This is a genomic window from Stenotrophomonas sp. Steno-Z10-HUANG, from assembly GCF_056393075.1.
Window position 1 is genome coordinate 18,671 of sequence record NZ_JBWJPA010000010.1, and the last position, 19,419, is coordinate 38,089.

The 19,419-nt window shown below is 68.4% G+C and carries 20 protein-coding genes; 12 read left to right on the forward strand and 8 right to left on the reverse strand.

The annotated features are described in order from the left end of the window. Window positions 1-25 precede the first annotated feature (25 nt). Window positions 26-268, forward strand: a complete 243-nt coding sequence (locus AC06E6_RS13155) for a K+/H+ antiporter subunit F (RefSeq protein ID WP_237723598.1) — start codon at window positions 26-28, stop codon at window positions 266-268. Continuing rightward, a complete protein-coding gene (locus tag AC06E6_RS13160; RefSeq protein WP_240212389.1) occupies window positions 265-618 on the forward strand; it encodes a Na+/H+ antiporter subunit G in 354 nt (117 codons plus the stop codon). The genes AC06E6_RS13155 and AC06E6_RS13160 overlap by 4 nt, the downstream gene beginning before the upstream one ends. A gap of 63 nt (window positions 619-681) precedes the next feature. Here AC06E6_RS13160 and AC06E6_RS13165 read toward each other — a convergent pair whose 3' ends face one another. After that, window positions 682-3,540, reverse strand: coding sequence for a TonB-dependent receptor domain-containing protein (locus AC06E6_RS13165; protein ID WP_478061634.1), 2,859 nt, complete (start codon window positions 3,538-3,540; stop codon window positions 682-684). A gap of 415 nt (window positions 3,541-3,955) precedes the next feature. On the opposite strand from AC06E6_RS13165, the gene AC06E6_RS13170 reads away from it, so the two are divergent. After that, window positions 3,956-4,462, forward strand: a complete 507-nt coding sequence (locus AC06E6_RS13170; protein WP_478061636.1) for a hypothetical protein — start codon at window positions 3,956-3,958, stop codon at window positions 4,460-4,462. 1 nt (window position 4,463) lies between these two features. Here the strand turns inward: AC06E6_RS13170 and hmgA are convergent, their stop codons facing one another. Both hmgA and hppD read right to left on the reverse strand, forming a co-directional pair. Continuing rightward, on the reverse strand, window positions 4,464-5,759 hold the full coding sequence (gene hmgA / locus AC06E6_RS13175) for a homogentisate 1,2-dioxygenase (RefSeq protein ID WP_293756427.1): 1,296 nt from the start codon (window positions 5,757-5,759) through the stop codon (window positions 4,464-4,466). A 68-nt stretch (window positions 5,760-5,827) separates the two neighbouring features. Beyond that, a complete protein-coding gene (hppD, locus tag AC06E6_RS13180; protein ID WP_478061638.1) occupies window positions 5,828-6,943 on the reverse strand; it encodes a 4-hydroxyphenylpyruvate dioxygenase in 1,116 nt (371 codons plus the stop codon). A gap of 125 nt (window positions 6,944-7,068) precedes the next feature. Here hppD and AC06E6_RS13185 point away from each other — a divergent pair, with 125 nt between their 5' ends. Further along, the gene (locus tag AC06E6_RS13185) at window positions 7,069-7,563 is read left to right on the forward strand and encodes a MarR family winged helix-turn-helix transcriptional regulator (protein ID WP_104939739.1); all 495 of its coding nucleotides are present in this window, start codon (window positions 7,069-7,071) and stop codon (window positions 7,561-7,563) included. Between the two features lie 97 nt (window positions 7,564-7,660). Here AC06E6_RS13185 and AC06E6_RS13190 read toward each other — a convergent pair whose 3' ends face one another. The 4 genes from AC06E6_RS13190 to AC06E6_RS13205 all read right to left on the reverse strand — a co-directional run bounded on the left by AC06E6_RS13190 (window position 7,661) and on the right by AC06E6_RS13205 (window position 12,083). Then, on the reverse strand, window positions 7,661-8,785 hold the full coding sequence (locus AC06E6_RS13190; protein WP_478061641.1) for a hypothetical protein: 1,125 nt from the start codon (window positions 8,783-8,785) through the stop codon (window positions 7,661-7,663). Between the two features lie 119 nt (window positions 8,786-8,904). Then, window positions 8,905-9,492 carry a thioredoxin family protein gene (locus tag AC06E6_RS13195; RefSeq protein WP_409476821.1) on the reverse strand — a complete coding sequence of 196 codons (588 nt, stop codon included), beginning with the start codon at window positions 9,490-9,492 and terminating at the stop codon, window positions 8,905-8,907. 19 nt (window positions 9,493-9,511) lie between these two features. After that, the gene (locus AC06E6_RS13200; protein WP_240212398.1) at window positions 9,512-11,002 is read right to left on the reverse strand and encodes a peptide MFS transporter; all 1,491 of its coding nucleotides are present in this window, start codon (window positions 11,000-11,002) and stop codon (window positions 9,512-9,514) included. A 199-nt stretch (window positions 11,003-11,201) separates the two neighbouring features. Continuing rightward, window positions 11,202-12,083: a tryptophan 2,3-dioxygenase gene (locus AC06E6_RS13205; RefSeq protein ID WP_240212399.1), complete on the reverse strand. Its 882-nt coding sequence runs from the start codon at window positions 12,081-12,083 to the stop codon at window positions 11,202-11,204. A gap of 277 nt (window positions 12,084-12,360) precedes the next feature. On the opposite strand from AC06E6_RS13205, the gene pdhA reads away from it, so the two are divergent. The 8 genes from pdhA to AC06E6_RS13245 all read left to right on the forward strand — a co-directional run bounded on the left by pdhA (window position 12,361) and on the right by AC06E6_RS13245 (window position 18,666). Further along, complete coding sequence (gene pdhA / locus AC06E6_RS13210; RefSeq protein WP_240212400.1) at window positions 12,361-13,449, forward strand: pyruvate dehydrogenase (acetyl-transferring) E1 component subunit alpha; 1,089 nt, start codon at window positions 12,361-12,363, stop codon at window positions 13,447-13,449. 82 nt (window positions 13,450-13,531) lie between these two features. Further along, window positions 13,532-14,518 (forward strand): alpha-ketoacid dehydrogenase subunit beta, encoded by a 987-nt coding sequence (locus tag AC06E6_RS13215; protein ID WP_104940285.1) that lies wholly within the window; start codon window positions 13,532-13,534, stop codon window positions 14,516-14,518. Window position 14,519: 1 nt separating this feature from the next. Beyond that, window positions 14,520-14,870, forward strand: coding sequence for an SH3 domain-containing protein (locus AC06E6_RS13220; RefSeq protein WP_182335426.1), 351 nt, complete (start codon window positions 14,520-14,522; stop codon window positions 14,868-14,870). Window position 14,871: 1 nt separating this feature from the next. Then, the gene (locus AC06E6_RS13225) at window positions 14,872-16,227 is read left to right on the forward strand and encodes a dihydrolipoamide acetyltransferase family protein (protein ID WP_104939747.1); all 1,356 of its coding nucleotides are present in this window, start codon (window positions 14,872-14,874) and stop codon (window positions 16,225-16,227) included. A 208-nt stretch (window positions 16,228-16,435) separates the two neighbouring features. Further along, entirely contained in the window at window positions 16,436-16,774 is a 339-nt protein-coding gene (locus AC06E6_RS13230) for a hypothetical protein (protein WP_240212401.1), read from the forward strand. A 31-nt stretch (window positions 16,775-16,805) separates the two neighbouring features. Next, window positions 16,806-17,438, forward strand: coding sequence for a DUF998 domain-containing protein (locus AC06E6_RS13235; RefSeq protein WP_240212402.1), 633 nt, complete (start codon window positions 16,806-16,808; stop codon window positions 17,436-17,438). 30 nt (window positions 17,439-17,468) lie between these two features. Beyond that, window positions 17,469-17,855 (forward strand): VOC family protein, encoded by a 387-nt coding sequence (locus AC06E6_RS13240; RefSeq protein ID WP_240212403.1) that lies wholly within the window; start codon window positions 17,469-17,471, stop codon window positions 17,853-17,855. 52 nt (window positions 17,856-17,907) lie between these two features. After that, a complete protein-coding gene (locus AC06E6_RS13245) occupies window positions 17,908-18,666 on the forward strand; it encodes an SDR family NAD(P)-dependent oxidoreductase (protein ID WP_240212404.1) in 759 nt (252 codons plus the stop codon). Between the two features lie 26 nt (window positions 18,667-18,692). Here AC06E6_RS13245 and AC06E6_RS13250 read toward each other — a convergent pair whose 3' ends face one another. Next, window positions 18,693-19,325 carry a Rossmann-fold NAD(P)-binding domain-containing protein gene (locus AC06E6_RS13250; protein WP_240212405.1) on the reverse strand — a complete coding sequence of 211 codons (633 nt, stop codon included), beginning with the start codon at window positions 19,323-19,325 and terminating at the stop codon, window positions 18,693-18,695. Between the last annotated feature and the right edge of the window lie 94 nt (window positions 19,326-19,419).

Genomic DNA, 19,419 nt, shown 5'->3' on the forward strand with positions numbered 1-19,419 from the left:
TTTCCAGACCACCGTGGTGGTGTGCATGCATATGGTCGCGCTGGCGATGCTGCTGGCGCTGTGGCGCCTGCTGCGCGGGCCGACGGTGCCCGACCGCATCCTCGCCCTGGACACGCTTTCGGTCACCGCCATCGCCGAACTGATGCTGTTCGGCATGTACCTCAATTCGGCGGTCTACTTCGAGGCCGCGCTGGTGATCGCCATGCTCGGCTTCTGCAGCACCGTGGTGCTGAGCAAGTTCGTGCTGCGCCGGGACATCGTCGAATGATGGCCGTGCTGCCCTTCGTGCTGTCGGCGCTGCTGCTGTTCGGCTGCTTCTTCATCCTGGTCGGCGCGCTCGGCCTGGTCCGGTTGTCGGACTTCTTCAAGCGCCTGCACGCCCCCACCAAGGCCAGCACGCTGGGCGTGGGCTGCGTGCTGGTGTGCTCGGTGGCGTACCACATCTTCCTCGGCGAGGATCCGCAGCCACGTGAGCTGCTGATCACCGTGTTCCTGTTCATCACCGCACCGGTGAGCGCCCACATGATGGCCAAGGCGGCCCTGTCGCTGATGATGGAAAGCCGGCCGGAAGTGCCGGGCGAAAACCAGGAAGCGGGCGATGGGAAACAGGACGGCTAGCCGCCGCCCGGCTTCACTGAGCGTCGCCGGCAGCGCACGCGCTGCCGGCGACGCCAACTCACATCAGAACTTCACACTGACGCTAGTGAAGAAGTAGCGGCCGGCCTGGTCGTAGCCACCCGGAGCATTGCCGTTGAGTGCCAGCGCGTTGCCGACCATCGGCGGTTCCTTGTCCGCGATGTTGTTGACGCCCATCGTCCACACCATGGGACCGATGTCGAAGTTGGCCGACAGGTCGAAGTAGTTGGCTGCGCTGAGTTTGTTCCCATTGGCCACCAACAGCTTGTCCGTGCTGAGCTTGCTGCCGGTGACGGCATTTACATAATCGACACCGGCGGTGTAACGCCAGCGCAGATTGACGCTGTACCAGTCACGCGCGAAGCTGGCATTGGCGATATGGCGCCACTTGGGATTCAGGCAGGAAACATTGATCTTGCCAGCGCAATCGAACTTCGTGCCTTCGATCTCGGGCAGGTTGTCGATCTCAACCTTCTGCGTACGGGTACCAACGAAGGTCGTGTTGAATCGGCCACCCAGGGCATCCCAACCATAGGCCGCGGTGAAGTCGAACCCACGGTGATGCGATTTGCCGAAGTTGCCGGTCAGGTTCTCGATGTAACCCGTGGTCGCCACATCATTGCCGATCCAAAGATCACCGCTTCCACTACGGCGGTGGATCATCGAGCACAGCGTCGGGTTGCCGGTACTGCCACACAACTCGAGGATCGTGGAGGCGCCGATATCGGCGATGCGATCGGTCATCTTGATATCGTAGAAATCAAGACTGAGATCCAGGCCATCGATCGGGCTGTACGCCGCACCCAGCGTCCAGGTCTTGGCCTTCTCCGGCGTCAGCTCCAGGTTGCCACCCGCATACTGGTTGTACTGGTCGGCGGGACTGGCCGGAATGTTCCCATACTGGGCGCCGGTCACGCCGGTATTGGCGCACTGTGCCGCGGTATAGACCGGGTTGGAACCAGCGCACGGATCTTCGCCTTCCCACAGGGAGATCGACTGCAGCGAGAACAGCTCACCGATGTTCGGGGCGCGGATGGCGCGGTTGAAGCCACCGCGCAGGCGCACCGGGCCCAGCTCGGCATTGGCGCCGACCTTATAGGTATTGGCGCGACCGGACAGATTGTAGTCGGATGCGCGGAAGCCCAGGTCCAGCGACAGGCTCCGCAGCAGCCCCATGTCCTGCGCCAGTGGCACCGCGCTTTCCATGAACAGTTCGCGCACGCTCACATCGCCATTGATCGCGGTCACGGGGCCACCAGCGCCCGTGAAGTTGCCGGACGCGGAATTACTGTCGGCCTCGACCTCGTAATGTTCCTTTCGCCATTCATAGCCAAACACCAGCTTGATCGGATCGTTGTCGGCCGTGGGAAAACCCCATCCCAGGTCTCCGCTCACATAGGCGTTCAGTACCTTCATCGAGGTACTGGTCGACACCATGCTGACGCCCTGCAATGCCTCGGCCGCCTCCTTGGTGACCCCATTCGGTACCCAGACGTTGTAGGGAACGCAGCCGGCGAAGGAGCCCGCCGGGCAGCCCAGTAGCGCCGACGCGACGCGGTCGGACAGGAAGTCGCCGCGCCCGATATTGGTATTCTCGGTACGACTGAAAGCGTACGAGGCGTTGTAGCTCCAGGTGTCGTTGATGAAACCCTCGGCACCGCCGATCAGACGCCATGAATTGGTATCGTCGCTGGTCCTGCGGGCGCCACCTTCGTTGTTGCGCTTGCCAACATAGATCTCCAGCGGTTCGGCGTCCGAAAGTCCCAGATCCGAACACATGGTGTTGATCAGCGGGTCATCGCACGCGATCGAAAGCGTCTGAGCAAAGAACGTGCCGGATTCCGCGACCTGGATGCTGCTCTTCTTGTTGACGTACATCATTTCCGCATAGGGACGGAAATAGTCATTAACGTCATAGCGAACCGATGCGCCGAAGTTATAACGGGTATCGGGGCGCTGGTAATAGTTGATGGGCGCGTAGTTGTACAGCTGGCCCATGTCCGGCGCCCACTTGCCGGTAGTGGGATCGAAGTGCGCGGCGCCGCCCGTATCCGAAAGCACGTAGTCGGCGTCATAGATGTAGAAATTGGGGATCGGCGCGGTTCCCGAGCCACCACAGGCAGTGCCGCTCGCATTCAGGGCACAGGAAGAGTAATCGCGATCGCCCTGCATCAACGCGTCGTTCTCGCGCCAGGTCATCCATGCCATCGCGTGGCCTTTGCCTTCGCCAAACTTGCCACCGATGGCGATGTCCACGTTCCGCGAGATTCCGTCAAACCCCGAATCGCCCCTCGGATAGGTATACCCGACCTCGTCCATTTTCCCGGGGAGATAGGAATTGTCGTTCTTGTGCCGGTAGGCCGAGGTGCCGGCATTAAGGCTGATACCTTCGAAATTGGTATCCAGGACGAAGTTGACTACACCGGCGATCGCGTCGGAGCCATAAACGGCCGAGGCACCGCCGGTCAGAAGATCGACGCGCTTGATGAGTGCCGCGGGCACGATGCTGATATCGCGCGATTCGAAGGTGCCCGGCGGCAGGCGGTGCCCGTTCACCAGGGTCAGGGTGCGGCCCGGCCCCAGGCCGCGCAGATCCGCCGTCGGATACGACTGCGCGCCGTTATTCGCGAAATTGTCGAAGTAGGGCGCCATCTGCGGGTACTGGTTGATCAGATCGTCCGCACGTGTCGCACCCGTGTTCTTGAAGGCCTCCCGGTCGATTTCCGCGACGGGACTGGAAGCCGTCATGGTCTGGCTCTTGATGCGGGTGCCGGTCACGGTGACCGTGTCGAGCATCTTGGCGTCGGGTTTTGTTTCCGCGTCCTGCGCGGCTGCCGTGCCTGCAAGCCCAGCCGTACCAATCAATGCAACGAGAATCGCATCACACAATTTACGTGTCTTCATCGATTAACCCCTGGATCTTTGAATGGATACCTCTTCTGCGGCGAATCTCCCTCGCCGCCCCGGACAGCGCATGGCCCCCTTTCGACACCATTGCAGCGTCGAATCCATATGGCAGCGCTTAATGGGAAGCTAACACCCCAAACCTGACTCAGCAAACTCCGGCTGATACGGGGCCGGCCAAGACCAACGCGCCAGAAGTGATAAGCATCACATTACCTTGCAGGGCCATGCCTCCATCGACAGGACTGCAGGCAAGCCACCTGGCGGAAATAAATGACGGATATAGGGCAAAAGCACCACGACTTTCAGTGCCGCCGGAACCTTGACCAAATGCGCGTTCCCGATAGCCCATGTCATCACGCTTTCACCTGCGACGGGCAGGCTTGGGGCTCCGCGCCGCATCGCCCTTCCGCCCATGCAACCGCGCAAGACCGACCTCGCGCATGCCGCCCTCCAGGCCCACCGTGCCCCGCTGGACCTGCGCCAGCGCCGCGCCCTGATCCTGTGCGACGGCAAGCGCGATCTGGCCGAACTGGTCACCCTGCTCGGTGACGACGCCCCGGCCCTGATCGCGCGGCTGCAGCGTGACGGCTACCTGCACATGGCACAGCCGGAACCGGCGCCGGCAGCCGTGCCCGACGCCGCACCATCGGCGGCGGCACGGCGCCGCTCGCTGGTGGCCGCGCGCATCTATCTGCTGGACATGCTGGCACTGCAGCGCCACCCCGCCGCCGCGCGCCTGCGCCAGCTGCTGCAGGCCACCCGCGGCGAAGACGATACCGTGCACGCGCTGCGGCTGGCGCTGGCGCAGTTGCCGGCAATGGCGTCGGACGGCTACGTCGGCCGCGTGCGCGACCGCCTGCGCGAAGTACTGCCCGAGTCTTGCCTGGCAGCGGTGCTGGACACACCGCTGCCGGCCTGAGTCACCGCGGCGGCGCGAAGTTGTCGCGCAGCCCGCTCCAGCACGCCTGGTAGTCGCGCTGCCGGTGCGCGGCGGCGATGGCCTGCTCGGTCGGGCGGATCACGCCACGGGTCTCGAACATGAACGCCATGGTGTCGGTGATCACGTCCGGGCGCGACAGGTCGGCGGCGGAGGCCTTGTCGAACGTGGCCGCGTCCGGGCCATGGCCGGTCATGCAGTTGTGGATCGAGCAGCCGCCCGGCACGAAGCCCTCGGCCTTGGCGTCGTACGCGCCATGCACCAGGCCCATGAACTCGCTGGCGATGTTGCGGTGGAACCACGGCGGGCGGAACGTGTCCTGGGCCACCAGCCAGCGCGGCGGAAAGATCACGAAATCCAGGTTGCTGGTGCCGGGCGTGTCGCTGGGCGAATGCAACACCAGGAAAATCGACGGGTCCGGATGGTCATGGCTGATCGAGCCGATGGTGTTGAAGCGGCGCAGGTCGTAGCGGTACGGCGCGTAGTTGCCATGCCAGCCGACCACGTCCAGCGGCGAATGGCCGATGGCGGCGCGCCACAGCCGGCCCTGGAACTTGGCGACCAGTTCGAAATCGCCTTCCAGGTGCTCGTACGCGGCCACCGGCGTTTCGAAATCACGCGGGTTGGCCAGGCCGTTGCTGCCGATCGGGCCGAGGTCGGGCAGCTTCAGCAGCGCGCCGAAGTTCTCGCAGACATAGCCGCGCGCCTGCCCGTCCGGCAGCTCCACCGCGAAACGCACGCCGCGCGGGATCACCGCGATCTGCTGCGGCTCGACCTCCAGCACGCCCATCTCGGTGCGCAGCCGCAGCCGGCCCAGCTGCGGCACGACCAGCAGCTCGCCATCGGCATTGTAGAAGTAGCGGCCGCGCATGTCGGCGTTGGCCGCGTACAGGTGGATCGCGGCGCCGGCATGCGCCTCGGGCGAGCCGTTGCCGCCCATGGTGTACAGGCCCTCGACGAAATCAGTGGGCGCCTGCGGCAGCGGCAGCGGGTTCCAGCGCAGCTGGTTGGGCGACACCGCCGCGTGGCTGAAATCGCCGTGCAGGCACGGCTGCGCGAACGGGGTGAACTCGCCGTGCATCGCCGCCGGGCGGATGCGGTACAGCCAGCTGCGGCGGTTGCTGCCGCGCGGCGCGGTGAATGCGGTGCCGGTCAGCTGCTCGGCATACAGCCCGTGGGCCACGCGCTGCGGCGAGTTGCGCCCCACCGGCAGGGTGCCGGGCACCGCCTCGGTGGCGAACTCGTTGCCGAAACCGGTCTGATAATCGTTGCTGAGCATGGAGCTGCCTGCCTGTTTGCTGTTTTCAGAGCCCTCTCCCTACCGGAGAGGGGCCTGGAGCGCTTTGCTTACAGCACGCCGCGCTTGATCTGGTCGCGCTCGATGCTCTCGAACAGCGCCTGGAAGTTGCCTTCACCGAAACCTTCGTTGCCCTTGCGCTGGATGATCTCGAAGAAGATCGGGCCGATGCAGTTCTGGGTGAAGATCTGCAGCAGCTTGCGCTGCTTGGTTTCCGGGTCGGCGTCGATCAGGATCTTGTTCCTGCGCAGGCGCGGCACGTCCTCGCCATTGTCGGGGATGCGCAGGTCGACCACGTCGAAGTAGGTGTCCGGCGTGTCCAGGAACTCGATGCCGTGCGCGCGCATCGCCTCGACGGTGTCATAGATGTTGTCGGTGAAGCAGGCGATGTGCTGGATGCCCTCGCCCTTGTACGCGTCCAGGTACTCGTTGATCTGGCTCTTCGGGTCGGACGACTCGTTGAGCGGAATGCGCACGATGCCGTCCGGCGCGGTCATCGCCTTGGACACCAGGCCGGTCTTGGCGCCCTTGATGTCGAAGTAGCGGATCTCGCGGAAGTTGAACAGGCGCTCGTAGTAATCCGACCACTTCTGCATGTTGCCCAGGTACAGGTTGTGGGTCAGGTGGTCGATGAAGGTCAGGCCGAAGCCCTTCGGGTCCTGCTCGGCGCCGTCTACCGGCACGTAGTCCGCATCGTAGATGCTGCCGGCCTCGCCATAGCGGTCCACCAGGTACAGCATGCAGTCGCCGATGCCCTTGATCACCGGCGCCGGCACCGCGCGGGTGTCGGCCAGCAGGGTCACTTCCTCGGCGCCGTTGCCCAGCGCCGCGGACAGCACCTCGGCGGCCGGCTTCTGGAAGCGGATGGCGAAACCGCAGGCGCACGGGCCGTGCTTGGCGGCGAAGTCGGCGGCGAACGAATCCGGCTCCTCGTTCACCAGGAAGTTGACGCCGCCTTGACGGTAGACGGTAATAGCACGCTGCCGATGGCGGAGCACGGCAGTGAATCCCATGTTCCTGAAGTAGTCGTGCAGCCCGGCGACCTGACCGGCCGGCGCGGCGAATTCGACGAACTCGAAACCGTCGATGCCCATCGGGTTCTCGAAGGTGGTCACCTGCATGCCCAGGTTGGGCGCGTTGGATGCGGCGTGGACGTGGGTGTTCATGGGTTGCCTCCGGAAGTGGGTCGTCGCCGCAGCCGGCGGCGCAATACAGGAAGACACGCGGCGAACGCGGGTCAGAACCGAAGGTTATAGTTTCACATGAAACCACCATCAAGGTGCACTGCAGCATGAGCGCTTCCGATTACAGCAAGTCCACCAGCATCCGTGCCTCGCACGTGCTGCTCGATCTAGAACAGTTCCTGCCCTACCGCATCAGCGTGCTGTCCAACCGGGTCAGCGGCAACATCGCGCGCCTGTACGGCGAGCGCTATGGCCTGTCGATCCCGGAATGGCGCGTGATCACCATCCTGGCGCTGTACCCCGGCTCGTCGGCGAGCGAGGTGTCCGAACGCACGGCGATGGACAAGGTCGCGGTGAGCCGCGCGGTGGCGCGCCTGCTGGAGCGCGGCTTCATCCGCCGCGAGACCCATGGCGACGACCGCCGCCGCTCGGTGCTGGCGCTGTCGGCGGCCGGCTTCGAGGTCTACGAGACCGTCGCGCCGATGGTGATGGAGATCACCCGCAAGCTGATGTCGGTGCTCACCGAGGAAGAAGAGCAGGTGCTGGAACGGCTCATCACCCGCCTGGCCGATGCCGGCCTGGCGCAGATGACCCTGGATTGAGACGCCTGGCGGCCTTTCCCGTGGAGGCGGGGCACGCCCTGCAGGACACGGTCCCGGTGCAGCCCATGCGGCGCAGGCTGCGCATCCACCGCTCTGCTCAGCTCAGGAACTTGCGGCGCGCGTAGATCCACGGCGCGGCCAGCGCGGCAATGGCGCCACCGGCGAAGCCGAGCGCCGCCGCCACCGCCGCGGCCTCGACGCGACCGGGCAGGGCCAGCGCCGCGATCAGCAGCAGTGCCGCCGGCAGGCCGATGAACGAGGCCAGGAAGAAGCGCCAGCGGGGCACCCAGGTATGCAGCTGCATCAGGCTCGCGCTGCTCCAGGCCTCGCCGGCCCGGCTGCGCTGGATCTTGTCCACCAGCCTGACCAGGTCAACCTCATGGGCCCCCTTGCCAGCCCTGGCCAGGCCAAGTTCGGCATCCACCTCGACCGGATCGGGCCATTGCGCCGGCCACGCCTGTGGCGCGACGACGCCGTAGGCGGTCAACAACGGGACGCTCAGCGACGGCGCCGACAGCGCGCGCAGCCTGCGGTTGTCCAGCACGCACCAGACCTGCGTGGCGCCGGCAACGCTCACCTGGTACAGCGCCAGCTGCTCCGGCGCCGGGTACGGCAACGCGGTGACCCGCGCGGCCAGCGACTCGGCCCCCATCGCACGCAGGAAGCCGACCCGGCTGCGGCCGACCTGGGCCCAGCCCAGCCCCAGCGGCCCCAGCAGCATCACCTCGGCCGCATCGGCCGCGCCCGCGGCGGCGCGTTCGTCGCTGGCCAGGAACGCACTCAGCGAACGGGGCTCGGCGACGTCATCCCTGCCCCAGCGATGCGACTGACCCAGCAGGTACTTCAACGGCACCCGCGCGGCGACGGTCTCGCCGCGCACGCTGTCCGAGGCGAACGGCACCACCGAGGCGACGAACGCGCGCAGCTCGTTGCCCGGCACCGCGCTCCACTCGGCGGGGAACAGGCCGTCAATCAGGCCTTCGCGGGCCAGCCGGTCGATGCGCTCCTTCTGCTCCACCAGCCGCGCCACCGCGGCCTGCAGCATGATGGTCGGCGGCACCGCCGATTGCGGCAGCCGGTAGCGCGGCGCCGGCGCATCGGCATCGGTATCGGCGGGTGGCTGCTCGTCCATCAGCGCGTCCACCGTGGGCAGGCCCGTGCCCGTCGCCCCGGCGGCGGCCGGGACGCTGGTTTCGGGGGTGGCATCGGAAGGAAGCGACATCGGCAATCGGCCCCGGCGAGCAAGCGAATGCTCCCGTTAGCGGCCGCTGGCCACGGAAATGAAGTCCGGATCGAAAACGGCGCCCTGCGACGCCGTCGCTTGCCTCGCCCGCGCCCTGCTCAGGGCGTGGCCGGCGGCGCCCATTGCTTGAGGAACGCAAAGAAGCGGGCGCGGTCGTAGCCCTTGCCCTTCTCCAGTTCGCCGGTGAACTGCGAATGCAGCAGCTGGCCCTCGGCGTCGAGCACGAACAGGTGCGGGTAGGCGGTGATGGCGGGGAAGCGCGACAGGAACGCCGCGTTCTCGTTGTCCTCGCTGTAGTTGACCTTCATCCACACGTAATGCGCGTCGCGGAAGCGGCGGATCTCCGAGTCGCCTTCCATGAAGGCGTCCATCAGGTGGCACCAGGAGCACCACTCGCCGCCCACGTCCAGCACGATCCGCTTGCCGCCGCGCTGGGCCTCGACCTTGGCCGTCTCCAGGTCGGCGACCGGGTCGCGCGCGGGGTCGAACTGCGCGTTGAGCGCGGCCACGGCGGCGATGTCCGCCGCGGCCGGGGTATTGCCCGAGGCGACCGGCTGGCTGGTATCGGCCACCGGCGCCTTCTGTTCGGAGGTATCCAGCGGCTGCACCTTCTCCGCCGGCGGTGCCGGTGGCTGCGCACAGCCCCCCAGCAGCGCCGCCAGCAGCAGGGATATTCCACCGGACATCCGCTTCATCGTGGTTTCCTCACTTCACGCCGTGCATCAGCTTCTGCACCAGCGGCGCGATCAGGAACAGCAGCACGCCGGCGCCCAGCAGCGACCAGAAGCCGAAGGTATACCCCTTCAGCGCCGACTCGACGGTCATGCCGCTTTCACCGCTGACCACCGCGGCGAAGATGCCCGACAGGTTGTTGCCGATGGCGGTGGACAGGAACCAGCCGCCCATCGCCAGGCCGACGACCTTGAGCGGGGCCAGCTTGGTGGTCATCGACAGCCCGATCGGCGACAGGCACAGCTCGCCCACGGTCTGGATCACGTAGACCATGAACAGGGTCCAGAACGGGATCTTGCCGGCGTCGTCGACCAGCGAGGACAGCGCGTACATCAGCAGCAGGAAGGCCAGGCCGTTGAAGATCAGGCCCAGGCCGAACTTGCGCGGGATCGACGGGTTGGCCTTGCCCAGCGCGGTCCACAGCCACACGAAGATCGGGCCCAGCGCCAGGATGGCCACCGAGTTCACCGACTGGAACCAGCCGATCGGGAAGATCCAGCCCGCCAGGTCGCGGTCGACGATGTTCTGCGCCAGGAAGTTGAACGAGCTGCCGGCCTGTTCGAAGAACATGAAGAACAGCACGTTGAACACGAAGATGATCAGCATGGCGATGGAGCGGTCGCGCGCCACCTTGCCCTCGCGGATGCCCTCGACCAGGATCATCACGCACAGCGCGGTGAACAGCGCGCCCAGGATCCAGCCGAGGATGCCGGCGTCGATCGTCAGCAGGCCATAGGCCACCGGCACCGCGACCAGCGCGCCGACCAACACCGCGAGGGTGCGGCCAATGCCCGCCCCGGCCGGGGCCGCGCCGACGCTGCCCAGCTGGCGGCGGCCGATCCAGAACCACACCAGGCTGATCAGCATGCCGATGCCGGAGGCGATGAACACGTACTTGTAGGCCGGCATGGCCTCGGTGCCGAACAGCTTGTCGGCCAGGATGCCGGTCAGCACCGGGGCGACCAGCGCGCCGGCGTTGATGCCCATGTAGAAGATGGTGAAGCCCGAATCGCGGCGCGAATCATTGATGCCGTACAGCTGCCCGACCATGCTGGAGATGTTCGGCTTGAACAGGCCGTTGCCGGCGATGATCGTGGCCAGGCCGATGCGGAACACGCGGTCGTCGGGAATGGCGATCAGGAACAGGCCCAGCGACATCACCGCCGCGCCGATCAGGATCGAGCGCTGGTAGCCGATGATGCGGTCGGCGACGAAACCGCCGAACAGCGCCGCCGCGTAGACCAGCGCCAGATAGGCGCCGTAGAGCTTGCTGGCCCCGGCCTGGCTCTCGGCGAACTGGGCGACGATGTACAGCGCCAGCGCCCAGCGGATGCCGTAGAACGCGAAGCGTTCCCAGAACTCGGTCATGAACAGCATCCACAGCGGACGCGGGTGGCCGAGGAGGTTCTTGAACTCCGGCACGGGCGCCGGGGTGGATGCGGAATTCGGCGCGGCAGCGCTCATGCTGGGTTTCCCCCTGAGTGATTCGTTGGGCAGATGATGCAAAGGAAGTCGGCCGGAATCGGCACGACGCGCGAGGATCACCGAAGCGCCGGCTTCACGTCAAATCCACAAGCGCCGCGCCGGCGGCCCGGGCGGCGGCGGGGCGGCTGCGGCCGTGACCGGCCGCAGCCCCGTCCAAAATACTGAATACGTTGGCGTTTCAGGTCCCGGCGGGCACCGCCCCGGTATCGCCGCGGATGCTGGTGCGCACCTCGAACAGTTCCGGGAAGAAGGTCAGTTCCAGCGCCTGTTTGAGGAAACCCACGCCGCTGGAACCGCCGGTGCCACGGCGGAAGCCGATGATCCGCATGACCGTGCGCATGTGGCGGAAGCGCCACAGCTGGAACGCCGACTCGAGGTCCACCAGGTCCTCGCACAGCGAATACTCGCGCCAGTAGCGGTCGGTGTCCTGGTAGATGCGCTCGAACACCGGCCGCAGCGCCGGATCACTGACATGCGGGCGGGTCCAGTCGTGGCCGGCGTACTCCGGCGGGAGCGCATGGCCGAAGCGCGCCAGGTAGCGCAGGAACTCCTCGTACAGGCTCGGTGCCTCCAGGGTCCGGCGCAGCCGCCCCTGCCCCTCCGGGTCGTAATCGAACACCGCCAGCATGTCCGCGTTCTTGTTGCCCAGCAGGAACTCGATGCAGCGGTACTGCAGCGACTGGAACCCGGAGGCCGGACCGAGCACGTCGCGGAAGCCCAGGTACTCGGACGGGGTCAGGGTTTCCAGCACCGACCATTGCTCGGTCAGCTGGCGCAGCACCTGCTTGCCGCGCGCCAGCACCTTGCGGCACTGCCAGACCTGGTCGCGCTGCAGGAAGCCGATGGCCGCGCGCAGTTCATGGTCGAGCAGCTTCAGCCACAGCTCCGAGGTCTGGTGCTGGATGATGAACAGCATCTCGTCGTGGTGCGCCGGGCTGGACAACGGCTGCTGCGCCGACAGCAGCCGGTCCAGGCAGAGGTAGCCGCCATAGGTGAGCCGGCCGTGCAGGTCGGTGTGGATGCCGGCTTCGAGCTCACGCTGGTTCTGTTCTACGGTCATCGGCCTTGCCATCTGCGTGGGGCGCAAAGGGTAACCCGGCCCGGGCGGCGGCCGCTGCCCGCGCAAACGGAAAGCGAACACTTGCGATTGCAACCGGCGCGACAATCGGCCGGCGGCCGCGGCGGCTGGCTGAATGCGTTGGATCCACGTGCCGCGGCGGCCGCCCATGGGCCGGCGCACGGATTTCGTGCTGCGGCGCAGGACGGCTTTTCCCGCCCGATTCCTTACCATGCGCAATTCCTATCATTTGAAACCATCTGTCCAAGGTGTTGCTGCAATGACGGTTTCCGCCCAGTTCCACATCGACTACCTGCAGTACCTGGATGCCGACGGCAGCCTGGTACGCGACGACCTGCCGGCCTCGTTGCGCGATCCGCGCGCGCTGCTGCCCCTGTTCCGGCAGATGCTGGCCACCCGGGTGTTCGACACCAAGGCCGTGGCCCTGCAGCGCACCGGCAAGCTCGGCACCTTCGCCTCCTGCCTGGGCCATGAAGCGGCCCACGTCGGGATCGGCGCGGCGATGAAGCCCGGCGACGTGTTCGCCCCCAGCTACCGCGAGTACGGCGCCATGTTCATGCGCGGCGTGCGCCCGCGCGACGTGCTGATGTACTGGGGCGGCGACGAGCGCGGCAGCGACTACGACCGCGACAGCGACGCCGCGCGCGACTTCCCGATCTGCGTGCCGATCTCGACCCAGTGCCTGCACGCGGCCGGCTCGGCGCTGTCGTTCAAGCTGCAGGGCAAGCCGCAGGTGGCGGTGACCGTGTGCGGCGACGGCGGCAGCTCCAAGACCGACTTCTACGCCGCGGTGAACTCGGCCGGTGCCTACCAGCTGCCGCTGATCCTGTGCGTGGTCAACAACGGCTGGGCGATCTCGGTGCCGCGTTCGGCCCAGACCGGCGCCCAGACCCTGGCCCAGAAGGGCCTGGCCGGCGGCCTGTTCTGCCTGCAGGTGGACGGCAACGACCTGATCGCGGTGCTGGCGGCGATGGAACAGGCGCGCGAGCGTGCCCTGTCCGGCCAGGGCGGCACCGTGCTGGAGTTCCTCACCTACCGCCTGTCCGACCACACCACCGCCGACGACGCGCGCCGCTACCGCGACGACGCCGAGGTCAAGGCCGCGTGGCTGAAGGAGCCGCTGATCCGCCTGCGCAGGTACCTGACCGCGCAGGGCGTGTGGAGCGAGGAAGAGGAGAAGAACTGGATCGCCGAATGCGGCGCGCGCGTGGACGAGGAGGTCAATGCCTACCTCAACTGCCCGGTGCAGCCGGTGGAGGCCATGTTCGACTACCTGTATGCCGACCCGCCGCCGGACCTGCTGGCCCAGCGCGCCGCGGCCATTGCCCTGGAGCAGCGCCATGGATGACATCAAGCGCAGCACCGGCGTCCCGGCCGGCCACGACCTTGCCAGCGACCACGGCGCGACCGGCGCCAGCGGAGAGACCCCCATGACCGCCACCCCCATCACCCTGATCGAAGCCGTGACCCAGGCGCTGGCCTGGGAAATGGAGCACGACCCGTCGGTGCTGGTGCTGGGCGAGGACGTGGGCGTCAACGGCGGCGTGTTCCGCGCCACCGCCGGCCTGCAGCAGAAGTTCGGCGCGCAGCGCGTGCTCGACACCCCGCTGGACGAGACCACCATCGCCGGACTCACCGTCGGCCTGGCCGTGCAGGGCATGAAGCCGGTGGCCGAAGCGCAGTTCGACGGCTTCGTCTACCCGATGGTCGACCACATCATCTGCCACGCCGCGCGCATGCGTAACCGCACCCGCGGCCGCCTGCACTGCCCGATGGTGCTGCGCGTGCCGTGGGGCGGCGGCATCCGCGCGCCGGAACACCACAGCGAGGCCAACGAGGCCATCTTCACCAACGTGCCGGGCCTGCGCGTGGTGCTGCCGTCCAGCCCGCAGCGCGCCTATGGGCTGCTGCTGGCGGCGATCCGCGAGCCGGATCCGGTGATCTACATGGAGCCCAAGCGCATCTACCGCCAGTACAAGGAAGTGGTCGCCAACGACGGCGAGGCGCTGCCGCTGGACGTGTGCTTCGTGCTGCGCGACGGCACCGACGTGACCCTGGTGGCCTGGGGCGCGCAGGTCAAGGAAGCGCTGGAAGCGGCCGACAAGCTGGCCGGCGAAGGCATCAGCGCCGAGGTCATCGACGTCGCCACGCTGCGCCCGCTGGACTTCGCCACCATCGCCGAGTCGGTGGCCAAGACCGGCCGCTGCGTGATCGTGCAGGAAGCGCCCAAGACCGCCGGCTTCGGTGCCGAAATCGCCGCGCGCCTGGCCGAGGAGTCGATGTACGACCTGCTGGCGCCGGTCGAGCGCGTCACCGGCTACGACACCCACATCCCGCTGTTCCGGCTGGAAATGAAATACCTGCCGAGCGTGGAGCGGATCGTGGCGGCGGCAAGGCGCGCGGTGGCGGCCGGCTGACATGCGCGCGCGACTGCTCAACGCCTACCGCAGCCAGTACCCGGTGCCGTTGCGTTTCCACGCCGGGGAGATCGTCGAGCTCGGCGTGCGCGACGAGGAATGGCCGGACTTCGCCTGGGTGCGCACCGCCGACAACCGCGCCGGCTGGGCGCCGGTGGCGTGGCTGCGCGTGCTCGGCGACGGCCGCGCCGAGGCGCTGCGCGACTACACCGCGCAGGAGCTGGACGTGGACAGCGGCGAGATGGTGCGACTGCATCACGAACACGGTGGCTGGTGGTGGGCCGAACGCGCCAATGGTGCGCTCGGCTGGCTGCCGGCACGCGACCTGGAACTACTGGAAGAAACCCCCTGAAATGAGCCAGACCAAGAACTTCAACCTGCCCGACCTGGGCGAAGGCCTGCCGGACGCGACCATCGTGGAGTGGTTCGTCAAGGAAGGCGACGTGATCAAGCTGGACGAGCCGCTGGTGTCGATGGAGACCGCCAAGGCGGTGGTGGAAGTGCCGTCGCCGGTCTCCGGCAAGGTGCTGAAGCTGGCCGGCGGCGCCGGCGACATCGTGGTGACCGGGCACATGCTGGCCCAGTTCGAGATCGATCCGAACCTGCCGCAGCGCGCCGAAGGCCAGGACACCGGCCACCACCACGGCGCACCGGCAGCGGCCGCTGCGGCGCCCGCGCCTGCCGCGGCGCCGGCACCGGCTCCCGCTGCCGCCGAACGTGCCGACGAAGGCACCGTGGTCGGGGCGATGGTCAGCTCCAACGCCGTGCACACCGAACAGGCCGTGGCCGTGGGCGGGGTCAAGGCGGTGCCGGCGGTGCGCGCGATGGCGCGCAAGCTCGGCGTGGACCTGGCGCGGGTGCGTGCCACCGGCGCCGACGGCGCGGTGACGATGAGCGACGTGAAGCAGGCCGCCGAGGCCGGCACCGCCAAGGTCGGCAGCGCGCCGGCAGCGGCACCGCAGGCGGTCCAGGCCGCCGCGCCGGCGCCGGCCGTGCGTGCCGATGCCGCGCGCACGCCGCTGTCCGCCGCCGGCAGGCCGATGCGCACCGCGCCCCCGGGCGTGGTCGCCAAGGGCCAGCCGGAGCCGCTCAAGGGCGTGCGCCGCAACATGGCGCGGGTGATGGCCGACGCGCACAGCAAGGTCGTGCCGACCACGCTGACCGACGATGCCGACATCCATGCCTGGGCACCGGGCAACGACATGACCTCGCGGCTGGTGCGCGGCATCGTCGCCGCCTGCCAGGCGGTGCCGGCGATGAACGCCTGGTTCGACGGCGACACCCTCACCCGCACCCTGCACGCGCAGGTGGACATCGGCATTGCCGTGGACACCGACGACGGCCTGTTCGTGCCGGCCCTGCGCAACGCCGACATGCTCGACGCGCGCGGCGTCCGCGAAGGCATCAACCGCCTGCGCCAGCAGGTGGAAGAGCGCAGCATCGCCCCGTCGGAACTGAGCGGCTACACCATCAGCCTGTCCAACTTCGGCATGTTCGCCGGCCGCTATGCCACCCCGGTGGTGGTGCCGCCGTGCGTGGCCATCGTCGCCGCCGGGCGCGCCCGCTTCCAGGTGACGCCGGTGATGGGCGGGGTGGAAACCCACAAGGTCATCCCGCTGTCGGTCACGTTCGACCACCGCGCCTGCACCGGCGGCGAGGCCGCGCGCTTCCTGCGCGTGCTGATCGACGATCTGGCGCGGCCGCACTGACCGCCCCGGGCGAACGCTTTGCAGCAGAACTTGAGCCCGCAGCGATGCGGGCTTTTTTTTGCCGTGCTCGATGGCGACAACGCCCGCGACCGCGGCGGGCACCGCCGTCGATGCGCCCGGCCGCTCACCCTGGCGCGGCCCGCGCGCCGGTCACCACGACGCCCCGGGTCACGCTACGATGCGCGCATCGCACAGGACAGGCGTGACCATGACCCATTGGATCTGTAGCCACTGCAGGGAAAGCAACGAAGACACGTTCGAGCAGTGCTGGAACTGCGGCACCCGCGTCGATGGCAGCGCGGACCCGGACTTCCGCCCCGACAACGCCGATCCGGCGGCCCGGCCGCCGCGCCTGATCAATTGCCTGCGCTGCCCCGGCACGCCGATGGTGTTCGCCGGACGCAAGCGCTTCCACGAGGGCTCCCAGGCGCTGCCGTTCCTGCTCGGCAACCTCGGCGAACTGCTGGTGAACCGCGAGGCGTTCGACCTGCATGCCTGCCCGTCCTGCGGCAAGGTCGAGCTGTTCCTGGCCAGCGCAGCGCGCTGATCCGGCCTCCGGCACCCGCGCCGCGACCGCCATGTCCCACCCGCGCCGGATCGTGCCACTGTTGGTGCTCGCCTACCTCGGCATGCTGTTCGGCGGCGCGCTGCTCAAGCCCGGTTATTCGCACATGGCCCAGTACATCAGCGAACTGGGCGCCAGCGGCAGCGCGCATGCGCGGCTGATCAGCCTGGCCGGCTTCGTTCCGGTGGGCCTGCTCGCCGCCTGGCTGCTGCTGGCCTGCGCGCGGCTGGCGCCGGTCCGTGGCGCCAGCCGGCTCGGCTACTGGCTGCTGATGTGCGAACCACTGGCCTGGATCGGCTCGGCGCTGGCGCCCTGCGACCCCGGCTGCCCGGCGACCGGCAGTCTCGACCAGCAACTGCACACCCTGCTGGGCATGCTCACCTACAGCGGAACCGCGCTGGGCCTGCTGCTGTTGGCCACCGCGCCACGACTGCCGGCCCGCATCCGCCTGCTGTGGGCCGGGCTGGCGGCCAGCTGGCTGCTGTTGTTCGTGCTGATGGCCCTGCCCGAACTGCAGGCCTGGCGCGGGCTGCTGCAACGGCTGGCCGAATGGCTGGTCTATGGCGTGCTGTGCGGCGCCGCGTGGCGGCTCGGTGGGCCGGCGCGGGCCATTGCCGCCACGCGCCCGCCCATGGCAGGGGCGTAAGCTCGCGGTTCCCACCGCAGGAGCACGCGCATGGCCCACCGCAGCCGCCTGGCCGGCTTCATCATCGACTGCCAGGACACCGACGCCGGCACCGCCGCCCGCTTCTGGAGCGCGGCGCTGGGGCTGGCACCGCGCACCCCCGAGACCGACACCGACGGCGCGCAGTACGCCGAACTGTCCGGCGCCCCCGGCGGCCTGCACGTGGAAGTGCAGCGCGTCAGCCATCCCCCGCGCGTGCACCTGGACATCGAAGCGGACGACATCGACGCCGAAGCCGACCGGCTGGAAGCGCTGGGCGCGCGCCGCATCGGCTTGGTCAAGCGCTGGTGGGTGATGGAAGCGCCGACCGGCCACCGTTTCTGCGTGGTGCGCATGCAGCACCCCGACAACGGGCAGCCGGCCACGACCTGGCCGTGAACCGCGGCCTTTGCGGCGACAATACCCACCGGTTCCCGCGGAAGACGCCACGATGACGGTTCAGCCACTGCGCGATGCCCGCGTGCTGATCGCCGGCGGCAGCCGTGGCATCGGCCTGGCCATCGCCACCGCGTTCGCGCGGCACGGCGTGCGCCTGGGCCTGTGCGCACGCGGCGACGACGGCCTGCAGCGCGCACAGGAAGCACTCCAGGCCACTGCCGCCCACGTCCACGTGCACGCCTGCGACCTGGCCGACCCGGCACAGATCGAAGCCTGGATCGAGGCCGCCGCCGCCGCGCTCGGCGGCATCGACATCGTGGTCAACAATGCCTCCGGGTTCGGCAACGGCAACGACGACGCCAGCTGGCAGGCCGGCTTCGACATCGACCTGATGGCCGCGGTGCGCAGCAACCGCCTGGCGCTGCCATACCTGCGGCGCAGCACGATGCCGGCCATCCTCAACGTCAGCTCGATCAACGCCCGCGTGCCGACACCGCGCGCGACCGCCTACTCCACCGCGAAGGCCGCGCTGGACTACTACACCGTCACCTTGGCCACCGAGCTGGCGCGCGAGCGCATCCGCGTCAATGCCATCGCCCCCGGCTCGATCCTGTTCCCCGGCGGCCTGTGGGACCAGCGCCGCACCTCCGAACCGGCGCTGTACGCCAGCGTCCGCGACCGGATTCCGTTTGGGGGCTTCGGCGACCCTGCCGACGTGGCGGCGGCCGCGGTGTTCCTGTGCTCGCCCGCCGCCCGCTGGATCACCGGGCAGGTGCTGGCGGTGGATGGCGGCCAGTCGCTGCCGGCCTGAGCGCGGCCGCTCCCGGCGCGCGGCGGCTATGCCAGCTGCGCCGAGCCGATCACCCGCACCCCCGGCGCCGGCGCCAGCGCCGCCTCCACCAGCGCCGCGGCGATGCGCCCGGCCGGGTTGGTGCGCCATGCGCGCGGCAGTACCGGCCCCAGCGCACCCAGCACCCGCGCCGCCGCCTGCTCGCCCGGGCGTGGCTCGGAGCGCGCGCCACCGATCAACCCCGGCCGCACCAGCGCCAGCGACGCGAACCCCAGTGCGCGCAGGTCGCGCTCCAGTTCGCCTTTGACCCGGTTGTAGAAGAACGCCGAACGCGGGTTGGCGCCCATCGCCGAATTCAGCGCGAACACCGTGCAGCCGTGCATCTTCACCGCGCGGGCGATGGCCAGCGGGTAGCCATGGTCGATGCGCGCGAACGCCTGCCGCGAGCCGGCCTGCTTCAGGGTCGAGCCCAGCGTGCAGATCGCCGCATCCACCTGCCACCAGGGCGCCTGCAGCGGCAGCGCGTCGAAATCCAGCAACGGGGCGGACAGCCGTGGATGCTGCAGCGGCAACGGCCGCCGCACCGGTGCCACCACCGCCGTGCAGCGGGTATCGGCCAGCAGCCGCTGCAGCACCTGAGACCCCACCAGGCCGGTCGCTCCGGCCAGCAGTACGCGCATCCCGCTCCTCCTCTGCCCGGCGGTTCAAGCCGGCATCCGCCTCGCCGATAATGGGGGACATCGATCCCCCGCCCGCGGCCCGTCCGCACAGCCC